This is a genomic window from Curvibacter lanceolatus ATCC 14669 (assembly GCF_000381265.1).
GTDB lineage: Bacteria > Pseudomonadota > Gammaproteobacteria > Burkholderiales > Burkholderiaceae_C > Curvibacter > Curvibacter lanceolatus.
On record NZ_KB906259.1, the window covers coordinates 267,581 to 282,277 of the forward strand.

The 14,697-nt window shown below is 68.4% G+C and carries 12 protein-coding genes, 1 tRNA gene and 2 pseudogenes; 7 read left to right on the forward strand and 8 right to left on the reverse strand.

The features are described 5' to 3' along the window. Positions 1-3: 3 nt before the first annotated feature. Positions 4-891: a MurR/RpiR family transcriptional regulator gene (locus F624_RS0114845; protein WP_019575108.1), complete on the reverse strand. Its 888-nt coding sequence runs from the start codon at positions 889-891 to the stop codon at positions 4-6. Positions 892-996: 105 nt separating this feature from the next. On the opposite strand from F624_RS0114845, the gene F624_RS0114850 reads away from it, so the two are divergent. From F624_RS0114850 to F624_RS0114880, 7 genes are all read left to right on the forward strand, one after another. After that, positions 997-2,184, forward strand: coding sequence for a M20 family metallopeptidase (locus F624_RS0114850; protein WP_019575109.1), 1,188 nt, complete (start codon positions 997-999; stop codon positions 2,182-2,184). Positions 2,185-2,219: 35 nt separating this feature from the next. Further along, positions 2,220-3,236 carry a Bug family tripartite tricarboxylate transporter substrate binding protein gene (locus F624_RS0114855; protein ID WP_019575110.1) on the forward strand — a complete coding sequence of 339 codons (1,017 nt, stop codon included), beginning with the start codon at positions 2,220-2,222 and terminating at the stop codon, positions 3,234-3,236. 83 nt (positions 3,237-3,319) lie between these two features. Then, complete coding sequence (locus F624_RS0114860) at positions 3,320-4,042, forward strand: hypothetical protein (RefSeq protein ID WP_019575111.1); 723 nt, start codon at positions 3,320-3,322, stop codon at positions 4,040-4,042. A gap of 152 nt (positions 4,043-4,194) precedes the next feature. Further along, positions 4,195-5,172: a GMP reductase gene (locus tag F624_RS0114865; protein WP_019575112.1), complete on the forward strand. Its 978-nt coding sequence runs from the start codon at positions 4,195-4,197 to the stop codon at positions 5,170-5,172. Between the two features lie 172 nt (positions 5,173-5,344). After that, entirely contained in the window at positions 5,345-6,241 is an 897-nt protein-coding gene (locus F624_RS0114870; RefSeq protein WP_019575113.1) for an NAD(P)-dependent oxidoreductase, read from the forward strand. A 127-nt stretch (positions 6,242-6,368) separates the two neighbouring features. Beyond that, positions 6,369-6,444: transfer RNA gene (locus F624_RS0114875), tRNA-Lys, on the forward strand. 262 nt (positions 6,445-6,706) lie between these two features. After that, positions 6,707-7,201, forward strand: coding sequence for a hypothetical protein (locus tag F624_RS0114880; protein WP_019575114.1), 495 nt, complete (start codon positions 6,707-6,709; stop codon positions 7,199-7,201). On the opposite strand, the gene F624_RS0114885 is transcribed toward F624_RS0114880, so the two are convergent. The 7 genes and pseudogenes from F624_RS0114885 to F624_RS0114915 all read right to left on the reverse strand — a co-directional run. After that, on the reverse strand, positions 7,198-7,980 hold the full coding sequence (locus F624_RS0114885; RefSeq protein ID WP_019575115.1) for a 2-keto-4-pentenoate hydratase: 783 nt from the start codon (positions 7,978-7,980) through the stop codon (positions 7,198-7,200). The two genes, F624_RS0114880 and F624_RS0114885, sit on opposite strands and share 4 nt — an antisense overlap. After that, positions 7,977-9,416 carry an amidase gene (locus F624_RS0114890; RefSeq protein WP_019575116.1) on the reverse strand — a complete coding sequence of 480 codons (1,440 nt, stop codon included), beginning with the start codon at positions 9,414-9,416 and terminating at the stop codon, positions 7,977-7,979. Before F624_RS0114890 ends, F624_RS0114885 begins: the two co-directional genes overlap by 4 nt. Before the next feature lie 28 nt (positions 9,417-9,444). Continuing rightward, positions 9,445-10,254: a transporter substrate-binding domain-containing protein gene (locus F624_RS0114895; RefSeq protein ID WP_019575117.1), complete on the reverse strand. Its 810-nt coding sequence runs from the start codon at positions 10,252-10,254 to the stop codon at positions 9,445-9,447. Between the two features lie 188 nt (positions 10,255-10,442). Continuing rightward, a complete protein-coding gene (locus F624_RS0114900; RefSeq protein WP_157443470.1) occupies positions 10,443-10,682 on the reverse strand; it encodes a hypothetical protein in 240 nt (79 codons plus the stop codon). Between the two features lie 56 nt (positions 10,683-10,738). After that, positions 10,739-13,189 (reverse strand): sensor domain-containing protein, encoded by a 2,451-nt coding sequence (locus tag F624_RS0114905; protein WP_019575119.1) that lies wholly within the window; start codon positions 13,187-13,189, stop codon positions 10,739-10,741. Between the two features lie 214 nt (positions 13,190-13,403). Next, positions 13,404-13,967, reverse strand: a pseudogene (locus F624_RS0114910) (ABC transporter substrate-binding protein); the annotation flags it as partial. 270 nt (positions 13,968-14,237) lie between these two features. After that, positions 14,238-14,627: pseudogene (locus F624_RS0114915) on the reverse strand (type 2 periplasmic-binding domain-containing protein); the annotation flags it as partial. Between the last annotated feature and the right edge of the window lie 70 nt (positions 14,628-14,697).

Here is a 14,697-nt window from a genome sequence, read left to right on the forward strand (position 1 = left end):
CGCTCAACGCGCGGGGTTGGGCGGCCTGACCGGGTCGAGCACCAGGTCTTTCTGGAAGCCCTGCCAGAGCGCATCACGCCGCTGCAGGGCCTGGCTCACCTCCTCGCTGCGGCCCTGGGCCACGGCGCTGACCAGGGCATTGCACAAGAAGAAGGCCGCGGTGTACGAGTCGAACGGCGAGGCATTGGCCGTGTGCACCTGCAGCCAGTGGCTGGCGTGCTCGATCACCGGGGCGGCCGGGCCGTCGGTGAGGGCCAGCACCTCGCAGCCCTGGCGCCGGAAATGCCGGGCCGCGTGCAGCGCACTGGCGGAATAGCGGCGGATGGTGAACACCAGCAGCACGTCGGGCGGCTCCACCCACAAGAGCTTGTCGACCACGGCCGGCGCCCCGGCGCTGAGGTCGTGCACGCCGGGGCGGCACATGTTGAGGTGGGCCACCAGGTAGGCGCCGATCGGGGCGCTGTTCTTTTCGGCCATCACGAACAGGCGCCCGCGGGGCTGGCTCAGGCACTCCACCACCTTGGCAAACACCGACAGATCGATGCCGTCGCGGGTGGCGGCCAGGTTGTGCTGGTCGTGCAGCAAGGCGTCGTCGATGCACTCGTTCAGGCTGCGGTGCGCGCCCAGGGTGGCGCTGGCCCGCTGGCCCGCCGAGTGCAGGCGCGTGCTGACCACGCCGCGGGCCTCGCGCCGGACCTCGGCCAGGCTGGCATAGCCCAGCTTGGCGAACAGGCGCACCACGGTGGAGGCGCTGGTGCCCACCGCGGCGGCCATGGCGCTGGCCGAGTCCAGCACGCTGTCGGGGTAGCCCCGCATGAGGCCGTCGGCCAGGGCGCGCTCGCTGGCGGTCAAGGTGTTGGCATGGCGCACCAGGCGCTCGGTCAGAAGCATGTCGGTCTCTCAAAAAACAACGGACGGCGGGGCCAAGCATAGCGATGGCATTGCAATAAATATTGCAATGAATATGATTTGTGAAATATTTATTTCAAACGCACCATGAATCAAGCCCCTGCCACCCCAGTCCAAGCCGTTTCTCTTGCCGAACAGCGCCGCCAGGTCTGCGACTGGCTGGCCAGCCAGCGCGGCGAGATGGAAGCCATGCTGGCGCGCATCGTCAACACCGACAGCGGCAGCCGCCAGAGCGCCGGCATCGAGCAGGTGGCCAGCCTGCTGCGCGCACCGCTGGAGCAGGCCGGCTGGCGCACCGAATGGCTGGCCCAGCCGGGCTACGGCGCCTGCCTGCAGGCCGAGCTGCCCGGGCAAGACCCCCAAGCTGCCCCGGTGCTGCTGCTGGGCCACATGGACACGGTGTTTCCGGCCGGCACCGCCGCCGCCCGGCCCTACCGGGTGGAAGACGGCAAGGCCTTCGGCCCCGGCGTGGCCGACATGAAGTCGGGCCTGGTGCTGCACACCTGGGTGGCCCAGGCCCTGGCCCGCAGCGGTGGCGCGCCCCGGCCGCTGAGGCTGTTCTTCTCGTGCGACGAAGAGATCGGCTCGCCCGCCACGCGCGGCGCCATCCGCCAGGCGGCCCAGGGCTGCCATGCGGTGCTCAATGCCGAGCCCGGCCGCATCAGCGGCAATGTGGTGACCTCGCGCAAGGGCTCGTGCGTGACGGTGTTCGAGGTGGAGGGCGTGGCCGCCCACGCCGGCATCAACCCGGCCCAGGGCGCCAGCGCCATCGGCGCCCTGGCGCTCAAGATCGTGGCCCTGCACGCCCTCAATGGGCTTGAAGACGGCGTGACGGCCAATGTGGGCCACATCGAGGGCGGCATGGCGGCCAATGTGGTGGCCCCGCTGGCCCGCGCCCAGCTCGACCTGCGCTACACCGCCGACACCGACCTGCCCCGCCTGCTGGAGACGGTGCGCCAGATCATCGAAGCCCCCAGCCTGGAGCGCACCCGTGGCCGCATCATCGAACAGCACAGCACCCTGCCCATGGCCCCGACCCCGGCGCCGCTGCTGCAGCTGTACCAGCGCAGTGCCGCCGAAGCCGGCTTTGCGGTCGAGGGCGAATTCACCGGCGGTGCGGCCGACAGCGGCATCACCTCGTCAATGGGCATCCCAACCCTGTGCGCCCTGGGGCCCGTGGGCGGCTATGCCCACAGCGAACGCGAGTTCTGCCTGCTCGACACCCTGGTGCCCCGCGCCCAGGCCCTGGCACTGACGGTGCTCGGGCTGGACTGACCTGATTTCTTTGTCTCTGAACTGGAGCTCACCCCATGAAGCACACCCCTCTGTCTGCACTGCCCCTGATGCCACGCCGCCGCCTGCTGGCCGGTGGCCTGGGCCTGGCCGCACTGTCCAACCCGCTGGCCAGCCTGGCCGACGGCGACAAATACCCCTCGCGCCCGATCAACCTGATCGTGCCCTTCCCGCCCGGCGGCTCGGTGGACGTGATGGCCCGCACCTATGCCGACCCCTTGGGGCGCCTGCTGGGCGTGCCCATCGTGATCGACCACAGACCGGGGGCCGGCGGCTCGATCGGCAGCCAGTTCGTGGCGCGCGCCAAGCCTGACGGCTACACCCTGGTCGTGTCGTCGCAAAGCAGCCACCTGGCCAACCCACTGGTGCAACCCAAGCTGGGCTACGACCCGATCAAGGATTTCGAATCGATCGCCATCCTGGGCCGCCAGCCCAACGTGCTGGTGGTGCACCCCAGCCTGCCGGTGCGCACCTTCCAGGAGTTTCTGGCCTATGTGAAGGAGCGCCCGGGCCAGCTCAACTTCTGCTCGGCAGGGGCTGGCAGCATGGGTCAGTTGAACGTCGAGATGCTGATGCTCAACACCGGCATCAAGGCCACCCACGTGCCCTACAAGGGCGGCTCGCCGCTGATCACGGCCATCCTGAGCAACGAGGTTCAGTTTGCCCTCGACAACCTGGTGATCATGGTGCCCCACATCCAGGCCGGCAAGATGCGCGCCCTGGCCGTGGCCTCGCCCACCCGCCTGCCCCAGTTGCCCGATGTGCCCACCTTCACCGAGCTGGGCCACGCCAACCTGAACCAGACCTCCTGGACCGGTCTGGCCGCGCCGGCCAACACCCCCGCCCCGGTGGTGCAGGCCCTGTACAAGGCCGTGCGCGAGGTGGCCACCAGCGCCGCCATGCAAGACACCCTGAAGCAGCGTGGCGTGATCGCCCCCGAGGAGATGTCGCCCAAGGACTTCGAGAAGATGATGGCCGATCGCCTGGTGGTGTATGGCGACGTGGTGCGCCGCGCCAACGTGAAGCCCGAATGAACCTGAAGCCCGAATAGGCCCCGCCCGGCAGGGGCCGGGCCGCCTGTGCGACCATGGTGCATCCCCCGCCCTGGAGTTGCACCATGTTTCTTCGCGCCCCGGCCCTCGTCGGTCTGGCGGTTCTGACCGCGCTGCTGGCCTCTGCGGCGGCCCACGCCCAATCCACCTGCAGCAGCGACGGCCAGGCCAGCCCGCGCGCCGTGCGCGAGCGCTTTCTGTCGGCGCAATGCGCCGACTGCTGGGCCACCGCCGGCTCGGCCGTGCCGGCCGGCACCGTGGCACTCGACTGGATCGTGCCCTCGGCCGAACAAGGTGATGAGGCCCCGCTGTCGGCGGCAGCCACCCGAGACAGCCTCGAGCGCCTGCCCCGCTGGGGCCTGACAGAAGAAGCCGTGCGGCAAAGCACCACCACCGCCCTCGAAAAAACCCACCCGCCAGCCACCCGGCAAGGCCGCCTGCGCGTGGCCCAGGGGCGGGCCGTGAACGACTACATCGGCACCTCGGTGCAATGGCAATCCCCCCAAAAACAAGCTGGCCAAAGCCTTTGGCTGCTGCTGGTCGAGGCACTGCCGGCCGGCACCGAGGGTTCGCCCGTGGCCCGGCTGCTGGTGCGCAACAGCCTGAACCTCGAGCTGCCCCGCCCTGCCTCCAAGCCCTGGCGAGAGCTGCGCGCCATGCGCATCCCCGAAGGGGCCAACCCCGAGCGGCTGCAGCTGCTGGGCTGGGTGCAGGATGCCCGTGGCCGTATGCTGGCCATAAGTGAAACCGTATGCGAAAACACCCCGGAAACCGGGGCAGGTCGATAGAATCAAGCACCGGGCCCAAGATTCTTGCGCCCGGTTTTTTGTGGCCGGTATCTGCGTCCTACACGACGTCTGCGATGCCCGCGCCGCTCAGGCCGGTCTCAAGCCAAGCGCTCAATCGTTTTTCAACGACCCTTCTGGAGCTTGGTTTTCTCATGGAAATTTTCGACTACGACAACATCCTTCTGCTGCCGCGCCAATGCCGCGTGGAGAGCCGGTCCGAGTGCGACGCCAGCGTCGAACTGGGCGGACGGCGCTTCCGCCTGCCGGTGGTGCCGGCCAACATGAAGACGGTGGTCAATGAAAGCATCTGCCTGTGGCTGGCGCAGCACGGCTACTTCTACGTGATGCACCGCTTTGACATCGACAACGTGAAGTTCGTGCGCGACATGCATGAACAGGGCGCGTATGCCTCGATCTCGCTGGGCGTCAAGGCCCCCGACTACGAGACCGTCAACACCCTGGCCGCCAGCGAACTGGTGCCCGAGTACATCACCATCGACATCGCCCACGGCCATGCCGAGAGCGTGAAGAACATGATTGCCCACATCAAGAACAAGCTGCCCACAGCATTCGTGATTGCCGGCAACGTGGGCACGCCCGAGGCCATCATCGACCTCGAAAACTGGGGCGCCGACGCCACCAAGGTGGGCATCGGCCCGGGCAAGGTGTGCATCACCAAGCTCAAGACCGGCTTTGGCACCGGCGGCTGGCAGCTGTCGGCCCTGAAGTGGTGTGCCCGGGTGGCCACCAAGCCCATCATTGCCGACGGCGGCATCCGCGAGCATGGCGACATCGCCAAGAGCATCCGCTTTGGCGCCACCTTCGTGATGATCGGCTCCATGCTGGCCGGCCACGAGGAATCGCCCGGCGCCACGGTCGAGGTGGATGGCCGCCTCTACAAGGAGTACTACGGCTCGGCCTCCGACTTCAACAAGGGTGAATACCGCCACGTGGAAGGCAAGCGCATCCTGGAACCCGTCAAGGGCCAACTGGCCGACACCCTGATCGAGATGGAGCAGGACGTGCAAAGCTCGATCAGCTACTCGGGCGGCAAGAAGCTGATGGACATCCGCAAGGTGAATTACGTGATCCTGGGCGGCGACAACGCCGGCGAGCACCTGCTGATGTGAGCCATGCCCGCCGCAGGGCGCCTGAAGCCCTGCGCGGCACCGGGTTGACAGCCCCCTGACAGCGAGGCGGGGGCAAATTGCACGATCATTCAGGGTCATGGACGGGCCCTTGCTGTGGCCCGTCGCCGGAAACTGCCCTCACAGGGCCCTGTTCGATCCACCGCTTCAGCCCATGACCACCGCCACCCCCTCCCCCCAACCCACCATCGCCGTGCTCGGCATCGGCCTCATGGGCTTCCCGCTGGCGCGCCGGCTGTGCGAGGCCGGCTTTGCCGTGCATGCCTGGAACCGCAGCCGAGACAAGGCCGAGCGTCTGCTGCCCTTTGGCGCCACCGTGCATGACAGCCCGGGCGCCGCCGTGGCCCAGGCCGACCTGGTGGTGAGCCTGCTGGAAAACGGCGCCGTGGTCGGCGACGTGCTGTTCAAGCAAGGGGCGGCCTCCGCCATGCGCCCCGGCACCCTGGTGGTGGACATGGCCTCGATCAAGCCCGCCGAGGCACGCGACCACGCCGCCCGCCTCAGTGAACAGGGCGTGGCCCACCTGGACGCCCCGGTCTCAGGGGGCACGGTGGGGGCCGAGCAGGGCACGCTGGCCATCATGGCGGGCGGGCGCGCCGCCGACTACGAACGCGCCCTGCCCGTCTTCAAGGTGTTTGGCCGCGCCACCCATGTGGGCCCGCATGGCGCCGGCCAGTTGGCCAAGCTCGCCAACCAGATGATCGTGGGCATCACCATCGGCGCCGTCGCCGAAGCCCTGCTGTTTGCCGCCAAGGGCGGGGCCGACATGGCCAAGGTGCGCGAAGCCATCGGCGGCGGCTTTGCCGAGAGCCGCATCCTGCAACTGCACGGCCAACGCATGGTCGAACGCGACTTTGCACCGCGTGCGCGCATGTCGGTGCAACTCAAGGACATGCGCAACGCCCTGGACACCGCCCAGGACATCGGCTTCGATGCCCCGGTCACCGCCCTGTTCGAATCGCTCTACGCCAGCGGCATCGAGCACGGCCTGACCGATCTGGACCACTCCGGCCTGTTCGTCGAACTGGCCAGCCGCAACGGCATGAGCTGACCCGATTCGGCCCCGAACAAGATTTTTTAAAAATTTTGTTCGAAAGCTTGCAAAGCCCGAATTTTTCCATGCATAATAGAGGTCTTGACGCAGTGCAGAACAGCAAAGCGGCAAGAAAACAAAGAGTGGGTTCTTAGCTCAGTTGGTAGAGCAGCGGACTCTTAATCCGTAGGTCGAGTGTTCGAGTCACTCAGGACCCACCACTCATACAGCCTCACAGGCAACCCCAAAGCCCGCTTCGGAAACGACAGCGGGCTTTGTTCATTCTGGCATCGCTGCAACACCAGACTGCGATCCCCCAACCCGATCACACCCGAACGTGCGCGCCGCAAGTGCTCACAGCAGTTCGCCAAATCACAAATACATTACATGCCGTTACTACGATCGTCATTGAAAAGCAGCCGTTCACGACGATGATTCCAGCTCTCCCTGCTTCAAGGAAACCCTCTTTCAAGGAGCATGTCCATGAGCTTGAACACTGAGCCCACGCTGGTGCCTGCCGGCCTGCCCACCGCGGTGCTGGCGCGCCAGATCGGCGGCCCCGAATTGGCCCGCGCCGTGACGGCTGAAGCGCCCGAAGAGCAAGGCAAGGCCTTGTCCCTGTTGATCGGTCAGGTGTATGAATCCGCCAGCCCGCCGTTGAAGGCGCGCCTGCTGCAGCGAATGATCGCCCCGCTGGGTGTGCTGGCCGCTGTGGCGGTGGCGCATGGGGCATTTGCGCGCCTCAAACTTCAGACAGGCTGGCATGACTTGCAAAGCCTGGCCCCCGAATTGCAGAAAATCAGCGCGGATGACGTGGTCGCCCTGGCCGACCGCGTGCAGTTGGTGGGCACCGACGCCCTGCTGCGCCTGGCCGATGTGATCGGCAAATCACCGGTGCTGGCCTCCTCGGCAGCGGCCGCCCTGCTGATGACCTTGCTGATCCGCAAGGCGCAGAACAGCCCGCCGGCTGAAGATTAAGAGATCAGACTCAGCCCCACCTCGCCCCAGGACCCGAGCCGGCCCTGAACGCTCACCGCACCTTCCGGCGCCCACAGCAGGCCGGTGCAGGAGCCTGTGGTCACGATCTGGCCGCCGCGCAGCGGCAGGCCCCGCCGTGCCGTGTGCCCGATCAGCCAATCCACCAGCCGGCGCAGGTCTTGCGCCGGGTTGCCGCCCACCGTGCTGGCCACCGTCTGGCCGTTCCAGCACAGCGTGGCGCCCAGGGTCGGCAGATCGGGTTCGGGTTCGGCCGGGCCCAGCGGGCGCGCGGGCCCCAGGATCAAAGCGCCGTGGCTTTGCAGATCGGCCAGTCGCAGCAGGGCCGGGCTGGCCTGCCCCCCGGCCAAGCGCGAGTCCACCCACTCGATGGCCGGCAGCACCGCATCGAACACCGTGCACAAGAGGGCATCGCCCAGCCCCTGCTGCTGGGGCGGCAGGTCGTGCGCCACGCGCAGGGCCAGCTCCACCTCCAGCCCCCGCAAGGCACCCCGGGGTGGGCTCAGGGCCAGGCCCGAAGCCAGCAGGCCGGCCGCGGGCAGGGGCGCGCAGATGGGAGTGTGGGTGGGGTTCTGGGTGGGGCCGGCCGCGCCCACTTTCCAGCCCCCGACCGGGCCCAGCCAACGCAGGCTCTGGTCCTGCACGGCATAGGCGGCGGCCGCATCGGGCAAGGTAGAGGCATCGCAGACCGGGCCGCTGACCCGGGGCTGGCCGGGCTGCCGGGCCTGCCACAAGACCTGGGCCAGGGCCGCAGGCGTCATGCCAGGGCCTCAGCGGGCGCGGGCTCCAGGCCGGGCGGCCAGAGCGGGCCCTGGCGCAGCACGGGCTCCCACTCGCGGGCCAGGGCCAGCACGGCGGCGTCAGCGCCGGCCGGGCCGATCAATTGCAGGCCACAGGGCAGCCCATCCACCAAGCCGGTCGGCAGGCTGATGGCGGGCAGGCCGGCGGCATTGGCGAGCGCGGTGAACACCGCATGCCCGCGCGGGCCCACGGCCTGGCCATCGATCTGTTCGGGGTGGCTGGCGCCCAGCGGCCAGGCCACGCAGGCCGTGCTCGGGGTGAGCACAAAGTCGGCCTGCTCGAACAGGGCCCGCATCGTCTGCTGCAGCACATGGATGGCTGCCAGCAGGCGAAACAGGCTTTGCGCCGTGCCCTGGCGCCCGGCGGCCAAGGCGGCCTGCGCCACCGGGCCAGCCAGGCGCAGATCGGCCGGGGCCGGCTGCCCGGTTCCAAGGCGGGCCCAGGCCGCGGGCGTGTCCAGCAACCAGGCCAGGCCCACGCCGTTGAGGCTGGACCAGTGCTGATTCAAATCGTCGGCCAGATCGAACGAGGCGGGCTGCACCAGCTCATGGCCCAGCGCCTGCAAGCCCTCGGTCACCTGGGCCAGGCGCTCACGCACCCCGGCCTGCACCGGGTGCTGGCCGAAACGGGGCAGCACCAGGATGCGGGCCGGTCGGGAGGGCGGCTCGGGCAGAGCGGCCTTCGCGCCACCGGCCAGCACCCCCAGCAAGGTCTGCAGGTCGCGGCTGCTGCGGGCCAGCCCACCCACCACCTCGTAGTCCAGAAAGATCTCGGGCAGGCCGCCCGCCCGCGGCACCCGGCCGGCCGAGGGCTTGAAGCCCAGCACGCCGCAGTGGGCGGCCGGCCGGCGGATCGAGCCGCCCCCATCGGTGGCCAGCGCCAGCGGGCCCAGGCCCGCGGCCACGGCGGCCGCGGCACCGCCCGACGAGCCGCCGGGCGTGCGGCCCAGGTCCCAGGGGTTGTGGCAGGGGCCGTGCAAGAGGTTGTCGGTGATGCCCTGCATGGCAAATTCAGGCAGGTGGGTCTTGGCCCACAGCACGGCACCGGCGGCGCGCAGCCGGGCCACCGGCAGTTCGTCGGCCGGGCGGGGCTGCTCGGGCAGCAGGCGGCTGCCCCAGCGGGTGGGCCAGCCCTGCACATGCAGGTTGTCTTTGACCGTGACGGGCACGCCGTCAAGCTCGCTCAAAGGCTGCCCCTGGGCCCAGCGCCGGGTGCTGGCCCGGGCGGCAGCCAGTGCGCCCTCGGGGTCGCGCCAGATCAGCGCGTTCAGGCACTCCCGGGTGGCCGCATCCCGCGCCAGGCAGGCCTGCAAGGCCTGCTCGGGTGTGAAGCGGCCCGCGCGGTATCCGGCCACCAGTGCGGTGGCATCCAGGCGCCAGAGCGCTGCGCCGGTCATGGGATGCAGCTTGTTCGGGTGAGGCCGCTCATTGCGGCAGGTCGCCCGCGGGGCGGCCCAGCCACTTCACGGCCAGGCGGTCCAGATCGCCACTCTTCTTGGCCTCCAGCAGGATCTCGTTGACGCGCAGGCGCAGCTTGTCTTCGCCCTTGGCGAGGCCGATGTAGTTGGGCGAGTCCTTGAGCACGAACTTGTATTCGGTGCCCAGTTGCGGGTTGCGCGCCATCATGGCGCCCGCCACCTGGGCGCTGGTGGCGATGAACTGGGTCTGGCCCGCCACGAAGGCCGAGATGGTGGCGGTGTTGTCCTCGAAGCGGCGCACCTCGGCGCTGGCCGGGGCCACCTTGGTGAGTTCGGTGTCGTCCACCGAGCCCCGGGTCACGCCGATGGATTTGCCGGCCAGCTCGGCGGGCGCCTTCAGGGCCTGGGTCTTGGGGCCGAAGACGGCGATGAAGAAGGGCGAATAGGCCACGGTGAAGTCGATCACCTTCTCGCGCTCGGCGTTCTTGCCCAGGGTGGAGATGACCAGATCGGCCTTGTGGGTCTGCAGGTAGGGCACGCGGTTGGAGCTGGTGACCGGCAGCAGCTCGGCCTTCACGCCCAGCTTGTCGGCGATCAGCAGGCCCACATCGATGTCCAGGCCCTGGGGCTTGAGGTCGGTGCCCACAAAGCCATAGGGCGGAAAGTCGGTCGGGATGGCCAGGCGCAGGGTCTTGTTCTTCAGCACCTCGTCGAGGGCGTTCTGGGCATGGGCGCCTTGCAATAGGCCCAGGTTCAGGCCCAGGGCCAGGGTGGCACCGGCCAGTGTGATCAGCGATTGGCGTTTGCAGGGAATCATGACGGGGTCCTGTGGTCGTGGGTGATGGAAGATCACCGCCGGGGCGGTGCCTGACCCACTGCCATGCAAGATGTCTGCCTGCCCTGACAGGCCCGCCCGAACGCCCTGGTTTGGTGCAAAACCGGGTGAACCGGGCTGGCCACGCCACAAAACAGGGCGCGCCCCGGGGCCTGGGCCGCCCGCCGCGCTCAGAGCTCCAGCAGGGTCTCGCTGCCGTCCAGCGCCACCACCGTGGGCGCCGCCCCAGGCCGCAGCTCGATCGGCGCGCCATGGTATTGGTCGCGCGGAAACTCCAGGGCCGAGGGGCCGAACACCTCACGGACCACGGCAATCTCGTGCATCAGCGAGGCATGGTCTTCGGGCGACAGGATGAATCGGGGGTATTGGTTCTGATGCTGCTTCCAGTGCGACTGAAGAGCAGAGTTCATGGCTTCGTAAAGGCTGGGCATCCATGTATTGTGCCCGCCCGTCAATGGGCTTCGGGCTACTGGGTCGTCCAGGCGGCACAGGGTTGCCAATGGGCCAACCAATCCAGAAAGGCCGCCGCCGGCATGGGGCGGGCGATCACATAGCCCTGGGCCAGCTCACAGCCCATGGTCAGCAGGCGGCTGCCCTGGTCGATGTGCTCCACCCCTTCGGCCACCACCTGCCGGTTGAAGGCCTTGGCCAGGCTGATCACGCCCTGCACGATGGCCAGGTCTTCCTCGTCCACCAGCATGTCGCGCACAAAGCTCTGGTCGATCTTGAGGGTTTCGGCGGGCAGCCGCTTGAGGTAAGTGAGCGAGGAGTAGCCGGTGCCAAAGTCGTCCACCGCAAAGTGCACGCCCATGTCGCGGCATTCGCGCATCACCCGCGAGGCCAGGTGGATGTCTTCGAGGGCGCTGCTCTCCAGCACCTCCAGCTCGAGCCGGCTCGGGTCCACTTCGGGGAAATCGGCCAGGCAGGCCCGCAGGTGGGCGGCAAAACCGCCTTGCAGCATCTGGCGTGCCCCCACGTTGACACTCAGGCCCAGCACCAGGCCCTGGCGCGACCAATCCTCCAACTGGCGCAAGGCCTCGCGCAACACCCAGTCGGCCAGGGTGTCTTCCAGGTCCTGCCCGCTGATCAGGGGCAGAAAGGCGGGCGGGTGCAGCAGGCCGCTGCTCGGGTGATGCCAGCGCAGCAGCGCCTCCACCCCCACCACCGCGCCCGTGCGCATGTTGACCTTGGGCTGGTAATACAGCTCGAACTGCTGCTGCTCCAGCCCCAGGCGCAGGGCGGCCAGCACGCCGGCGCGGCTGCGCATGCGGGCGTCGTGCACCGGATCGAACAGGTGGTAGCGGTTTTTGCCCAGTTGCTTGGCCTGGTACATGGCCTGGTCGGCATGGCGCAGCAGCTGATCGACATCGGAATCGTCCTGCGGGAACAGGGTGATGCCGATGCTGGCCGACACCTGCAACAGCCGCTCACCCACCCTCAAGGGGGCGGCACAGGCCAACAGCAGGCGTTCCACCAGGGGCAGGCAGGCCTCGGCACCGGGCAACTGGCCCAGCACCACCACGAATTCATCGCCGCCCATGCGCGCCAGGGTGTCGGATTCGCGCAGCGCCATCTTCATCTGGCCAGCCACCGCCACCAGCAGGGCATCGCCCACGTCGTGACCATGGCTGTCGTTGATGGCCTTGAAGCCGTCCAGATCCAGGTACAGCACCGCCAGGGCCTGGCTGTGGCGACGGCTGTGCGCCATGCTCTGACGCAGGCGATCGGACAGCAGCAGGCGATTGGGCAGACCGGTCAGGGCGTCAAAATGGGCCAAGTGCTCCAGCCGCTCCTGCTGCACCCGCATCGAGGTCACGTCGGCAAACAAGGCCACGTAGTTCTGCGGCTGGCCTGCGGCGTCATCGACCCGGCTCACGGTGAGCAGGCCGGCGTAGGCCTCACCGTTCTTGCGCCGGCTCCACACCTCGCCCTGGCAGCGGCCACGGGCCTGCAGCTCGGCCAGCAGTGGCTGCACCACGTCCGGACCATCGCGCCCGGAGCGCAGGAACTGGGCGGTGCGGCCCAATGCCTCCTCACGCGAATAGCCGGTGATGCGCTCAAAAGCCTGGTTTACATCCACCATGCGCCCCTGTGGGTCGGTGATGACCACCCCCTCGTTGGCATGGGTGAACACGCTGGCCGTGAGCCGCAGTTGCTCTTCCAGCCGCTTCTGTTGCGACACGTCGCGCATGATGGTGGAGGCCCCCGACACCCGCCCCAGGGGGTCGCGCACCGGCGAGATGGTGACGGACACGGCCAGGCGGTGCCCGTCGCGGTGGCAGCGCTGGGTCTGGAAATGCGCGATGCGCTGGCCCGCCGCGATGCGGCGCAGGATCTGCGCCTCTTCGCTCTGGCGGTCGGGCGGCAGCAGGCGCAGCATGGGCTGGCCGATCATCTCGTCGGCGCGGTAGCCGAACAACTGCTCGGCGGCGGCGTTCCAGCTGGTGACGATGCCTTGCGTGGTCTTGCTGATCACCGCGTCGTCGGTGGATTCGACGATGGCCTGGAACAACTGGGAGCGGTGCCACAGCTCGACCCGCTCGCTGATGTCGCGCGCGATCTTCGAGGCCCCCACGATGCGCCCGCCGGCATCGCGGATCGGCGAGATGGTGACCGACACATGCAGGCGCCGGCCGCTCTTGTGCAGGCGCACGGTCTCGAAGTGGTCCACCCACTCGCCCTGCACGATCTTTTCGAGGATGAAGCTTTCTTCGTTCTGCCGTTCCGGCGGAAACAGCCGCAACAAGGGCTGCCCCAGCATCTCGTGGGCGGCATAGCCGAACAGGCGCTGAGCTGCGGGGTTCCAGCTGGTCACGATCCCATCGAGGGTCTTGGTGATGATGGCGTCGTCGCAACAGCGCAGCACGGCCTCATAAAAAAGGGCCGAGTCGTCAGACCGGGTGTCGCAGGAAGGCATGCACGCTCCCTCAAGCAGAGTGACAAAAGCGCCAGCCCGGCTCCAGCCCTTCTGCGGATACCTGCCCGCCAGAATAAGCCAGCCCTCCCAAGCTACGCATTGCAAGGCCGCTTGCACATCAACATGTGCCGGCCATTCTTTCAACACCCCATTGTGAGCGCAAATCGGGTTTTGTGGGCAGGGGCCAGGCCCTTCCCCAGGCGCGCCAGAGGCCTCAGCTGCTCAGCGCAAAACCGGTGTCGAAGGTGCTCTTGGTGTCCAGGCGCTGGCGGATCAGGCCGGCGTCGAAGTAGAAGTCGGCCGTGCGCTGCTGCTCAGCCACCACGGCCGCGTCGATGGTCTGCCAGCGGGTCTGGCGGCGTTCGAACTGCAGGCGGGCCGCATCGGCGGAGATGCCGATGATGCGCGCCAGGGTGTCGCCGAACTCGGCCGGGTGCTGGCTGGCCCAGCGCTGGGCCCGGGCCGCGCGCTGGGCAAAGTCCAGCAGCACCGCACGCTTGTCGCGCAGTGCGGTGTCGGTGGCGGCCAGAAAGCTCAGGCCGCTCCACAGGCCGCGCCCGCTCACCAGCACGCGGGCATGGCCACCGGTTTCGGCCAACGCGGTGTAGGGCTCCCAGGTGGCCCAGGCGTCCACCGCCCCGGTGCTGAGCGCCAGTTTGGCCTCGGCCGGGGGCAGAAAGCGCCATTGCACGTCTTCGCTCTTCAGGCCCACCGAGGCCAGGGCTTTCAGGGTGACAAAGTGCCCGATCGAGCCGCGGTTGGTGGCCACGCTGCGGCCTCAAGAGCGTGTTCAGTGTCTCGCACCGGCCGCGTTGGAGCGCAATCGGGATGAGTGGGTGGCCCGGATGCGCCGCATGGGCTCGTGCCCATGCAAGCAGCTGGGGCGCCCAATCGCCCGATTTCGCTCCAACCCTTCGGGCAGTGGCCTTTTCGGGCGGTCTGCGGCGTTGCGGCGCACAGTCGATAGCCGGGCTATCGACAGCGCACCGCGCCTTGCATCCCATCCCGAAAAGACCGCTGCGCGACCCGTGGGAGACGCTGAACACGCTCTCAGGTCGCGCGCGTCTTTCAGCGTCGAGTTGGGTGCCACCAGCACCGCCGTGCCATAGGCATCGGAGCGGTTGACGGCAAAGGCCTTGACGCGGCTGCCCGCCGCCAGCGAGAAGATCAGCGGGGCGTCGCCGATCGGCCCCAGGTCGACCGCCTGGGCGTTCAGGGCTTCGGCCAGGGGCGCTGCGGCCGGGAACTCGGTCCACTGGATGTCGTAGCTCAAGCCCTTGAGTTCGCCTGCGGCCTCCAGCAAGGCGTGCAGCCCGCCCTTCTGGTCACCGGCCTTGAGCAGGTGCCGGCTTTGGGCGCGCACCGGCAGGGCCGGGCCCGTCAACAGGCCAGCGGCGCCCGCCAGGCCCAGCCACTGGTGAAAACGACGACGATGCATGGTGAGCTTCCTCTGACAAAGAAAGCTGCATTGCAGCAGCGCCTCAAGCGATCCACAACGACGCATTTCG

Excerpts from the sequence above, each read along its gene's own strand:
- F624_RS0114895 (WP_019575117.1), bottom strand. The coding sequence starts at position 10,254 with ATGATTCCCTGCAAACGCCAATCGCTGATCACACTGGCCGGTGCCACC.
- F624_RS0114905 (WP_019575119.1), bottom strand. The coding sequence starts at position 13,189 with ATGCCTTCCTGCGACACCCGGTCTGACGACTCGGCCCTTTTTTATGAG.
- F624_RS0114870 (WP_019575113.1), top strand. The coding sequence starts at position 5,345 with ATGACCACCGCCACCCCCTCCCCCCAACCCACCATCGCCGTGCTCGGC.
- F624_RS0114850 (WP_019575109.1), top strand. The coding sequence starts at position 997 with ATGAATCAAGCCCCTGCCACCCCAGTCCAAGCCGTTTCTCTTGCCGAA.
- F624_RS0114900 (WP_157443470.1), bottom strand. The coding sequence starts at position 10,682 with ATGAACTCTGCTCTTCAGTCGCACTGGAAGCAGCATCAGAACCAATAC.
- F624_RS0114865 (WP_019575112.1), top strand. The coding sequence starts at position 4,195 with ATGGAAATTTTCGACTACGACAACATCCTTCTGCTGCCGCGCCAATGC.
- F624_RS0114855 (WP_019575110.1), top strand. The coding sequence starts at position 2,220 with ATGAAGCACACCCCTCTGTCTGCACTGCCCCTGATGCCACGCCGCCGC.
- F624_RS0114845 (WP_019575108.1), bottom strand. The coding sequence starts at position 891 with ATGCTTCTGACCGAGCGCCTGGTGCGCCATGCCAACACCTTGACCGCC.
- F624_RS0114890 (WP_019575116.1), bottom strand. The coding sequence starts at position 9,416 with ATGACCGGCGCAGCGCTCTGGCGCCTGGATGCCACCGCACTGGTGGCC.
- F624_RS0114860 (WP_019575111.1), top strand. The coding sequence starts at position 3,320 with ATGTTTCTTCGCGCCCCGGCCCTCGTCGGTCTGGCGGTTCTGACCGCG.
- F624_RS0114880 (WP_019575114.1), top strand. The coding sequence starts at position 6,707 with ATGAGCTTGAACACTGAGCCCACGCTGGTGCCTGCCGGCCTGCCCACC.
- F624_RS0114885 (WP_019575115.1), bottom strand. The coding sequence starts at position 7,980 with ATGACGCCTGCGGCCCTGGCCCAGGTCTTGTGGCAGGCCCGGCAGCCC.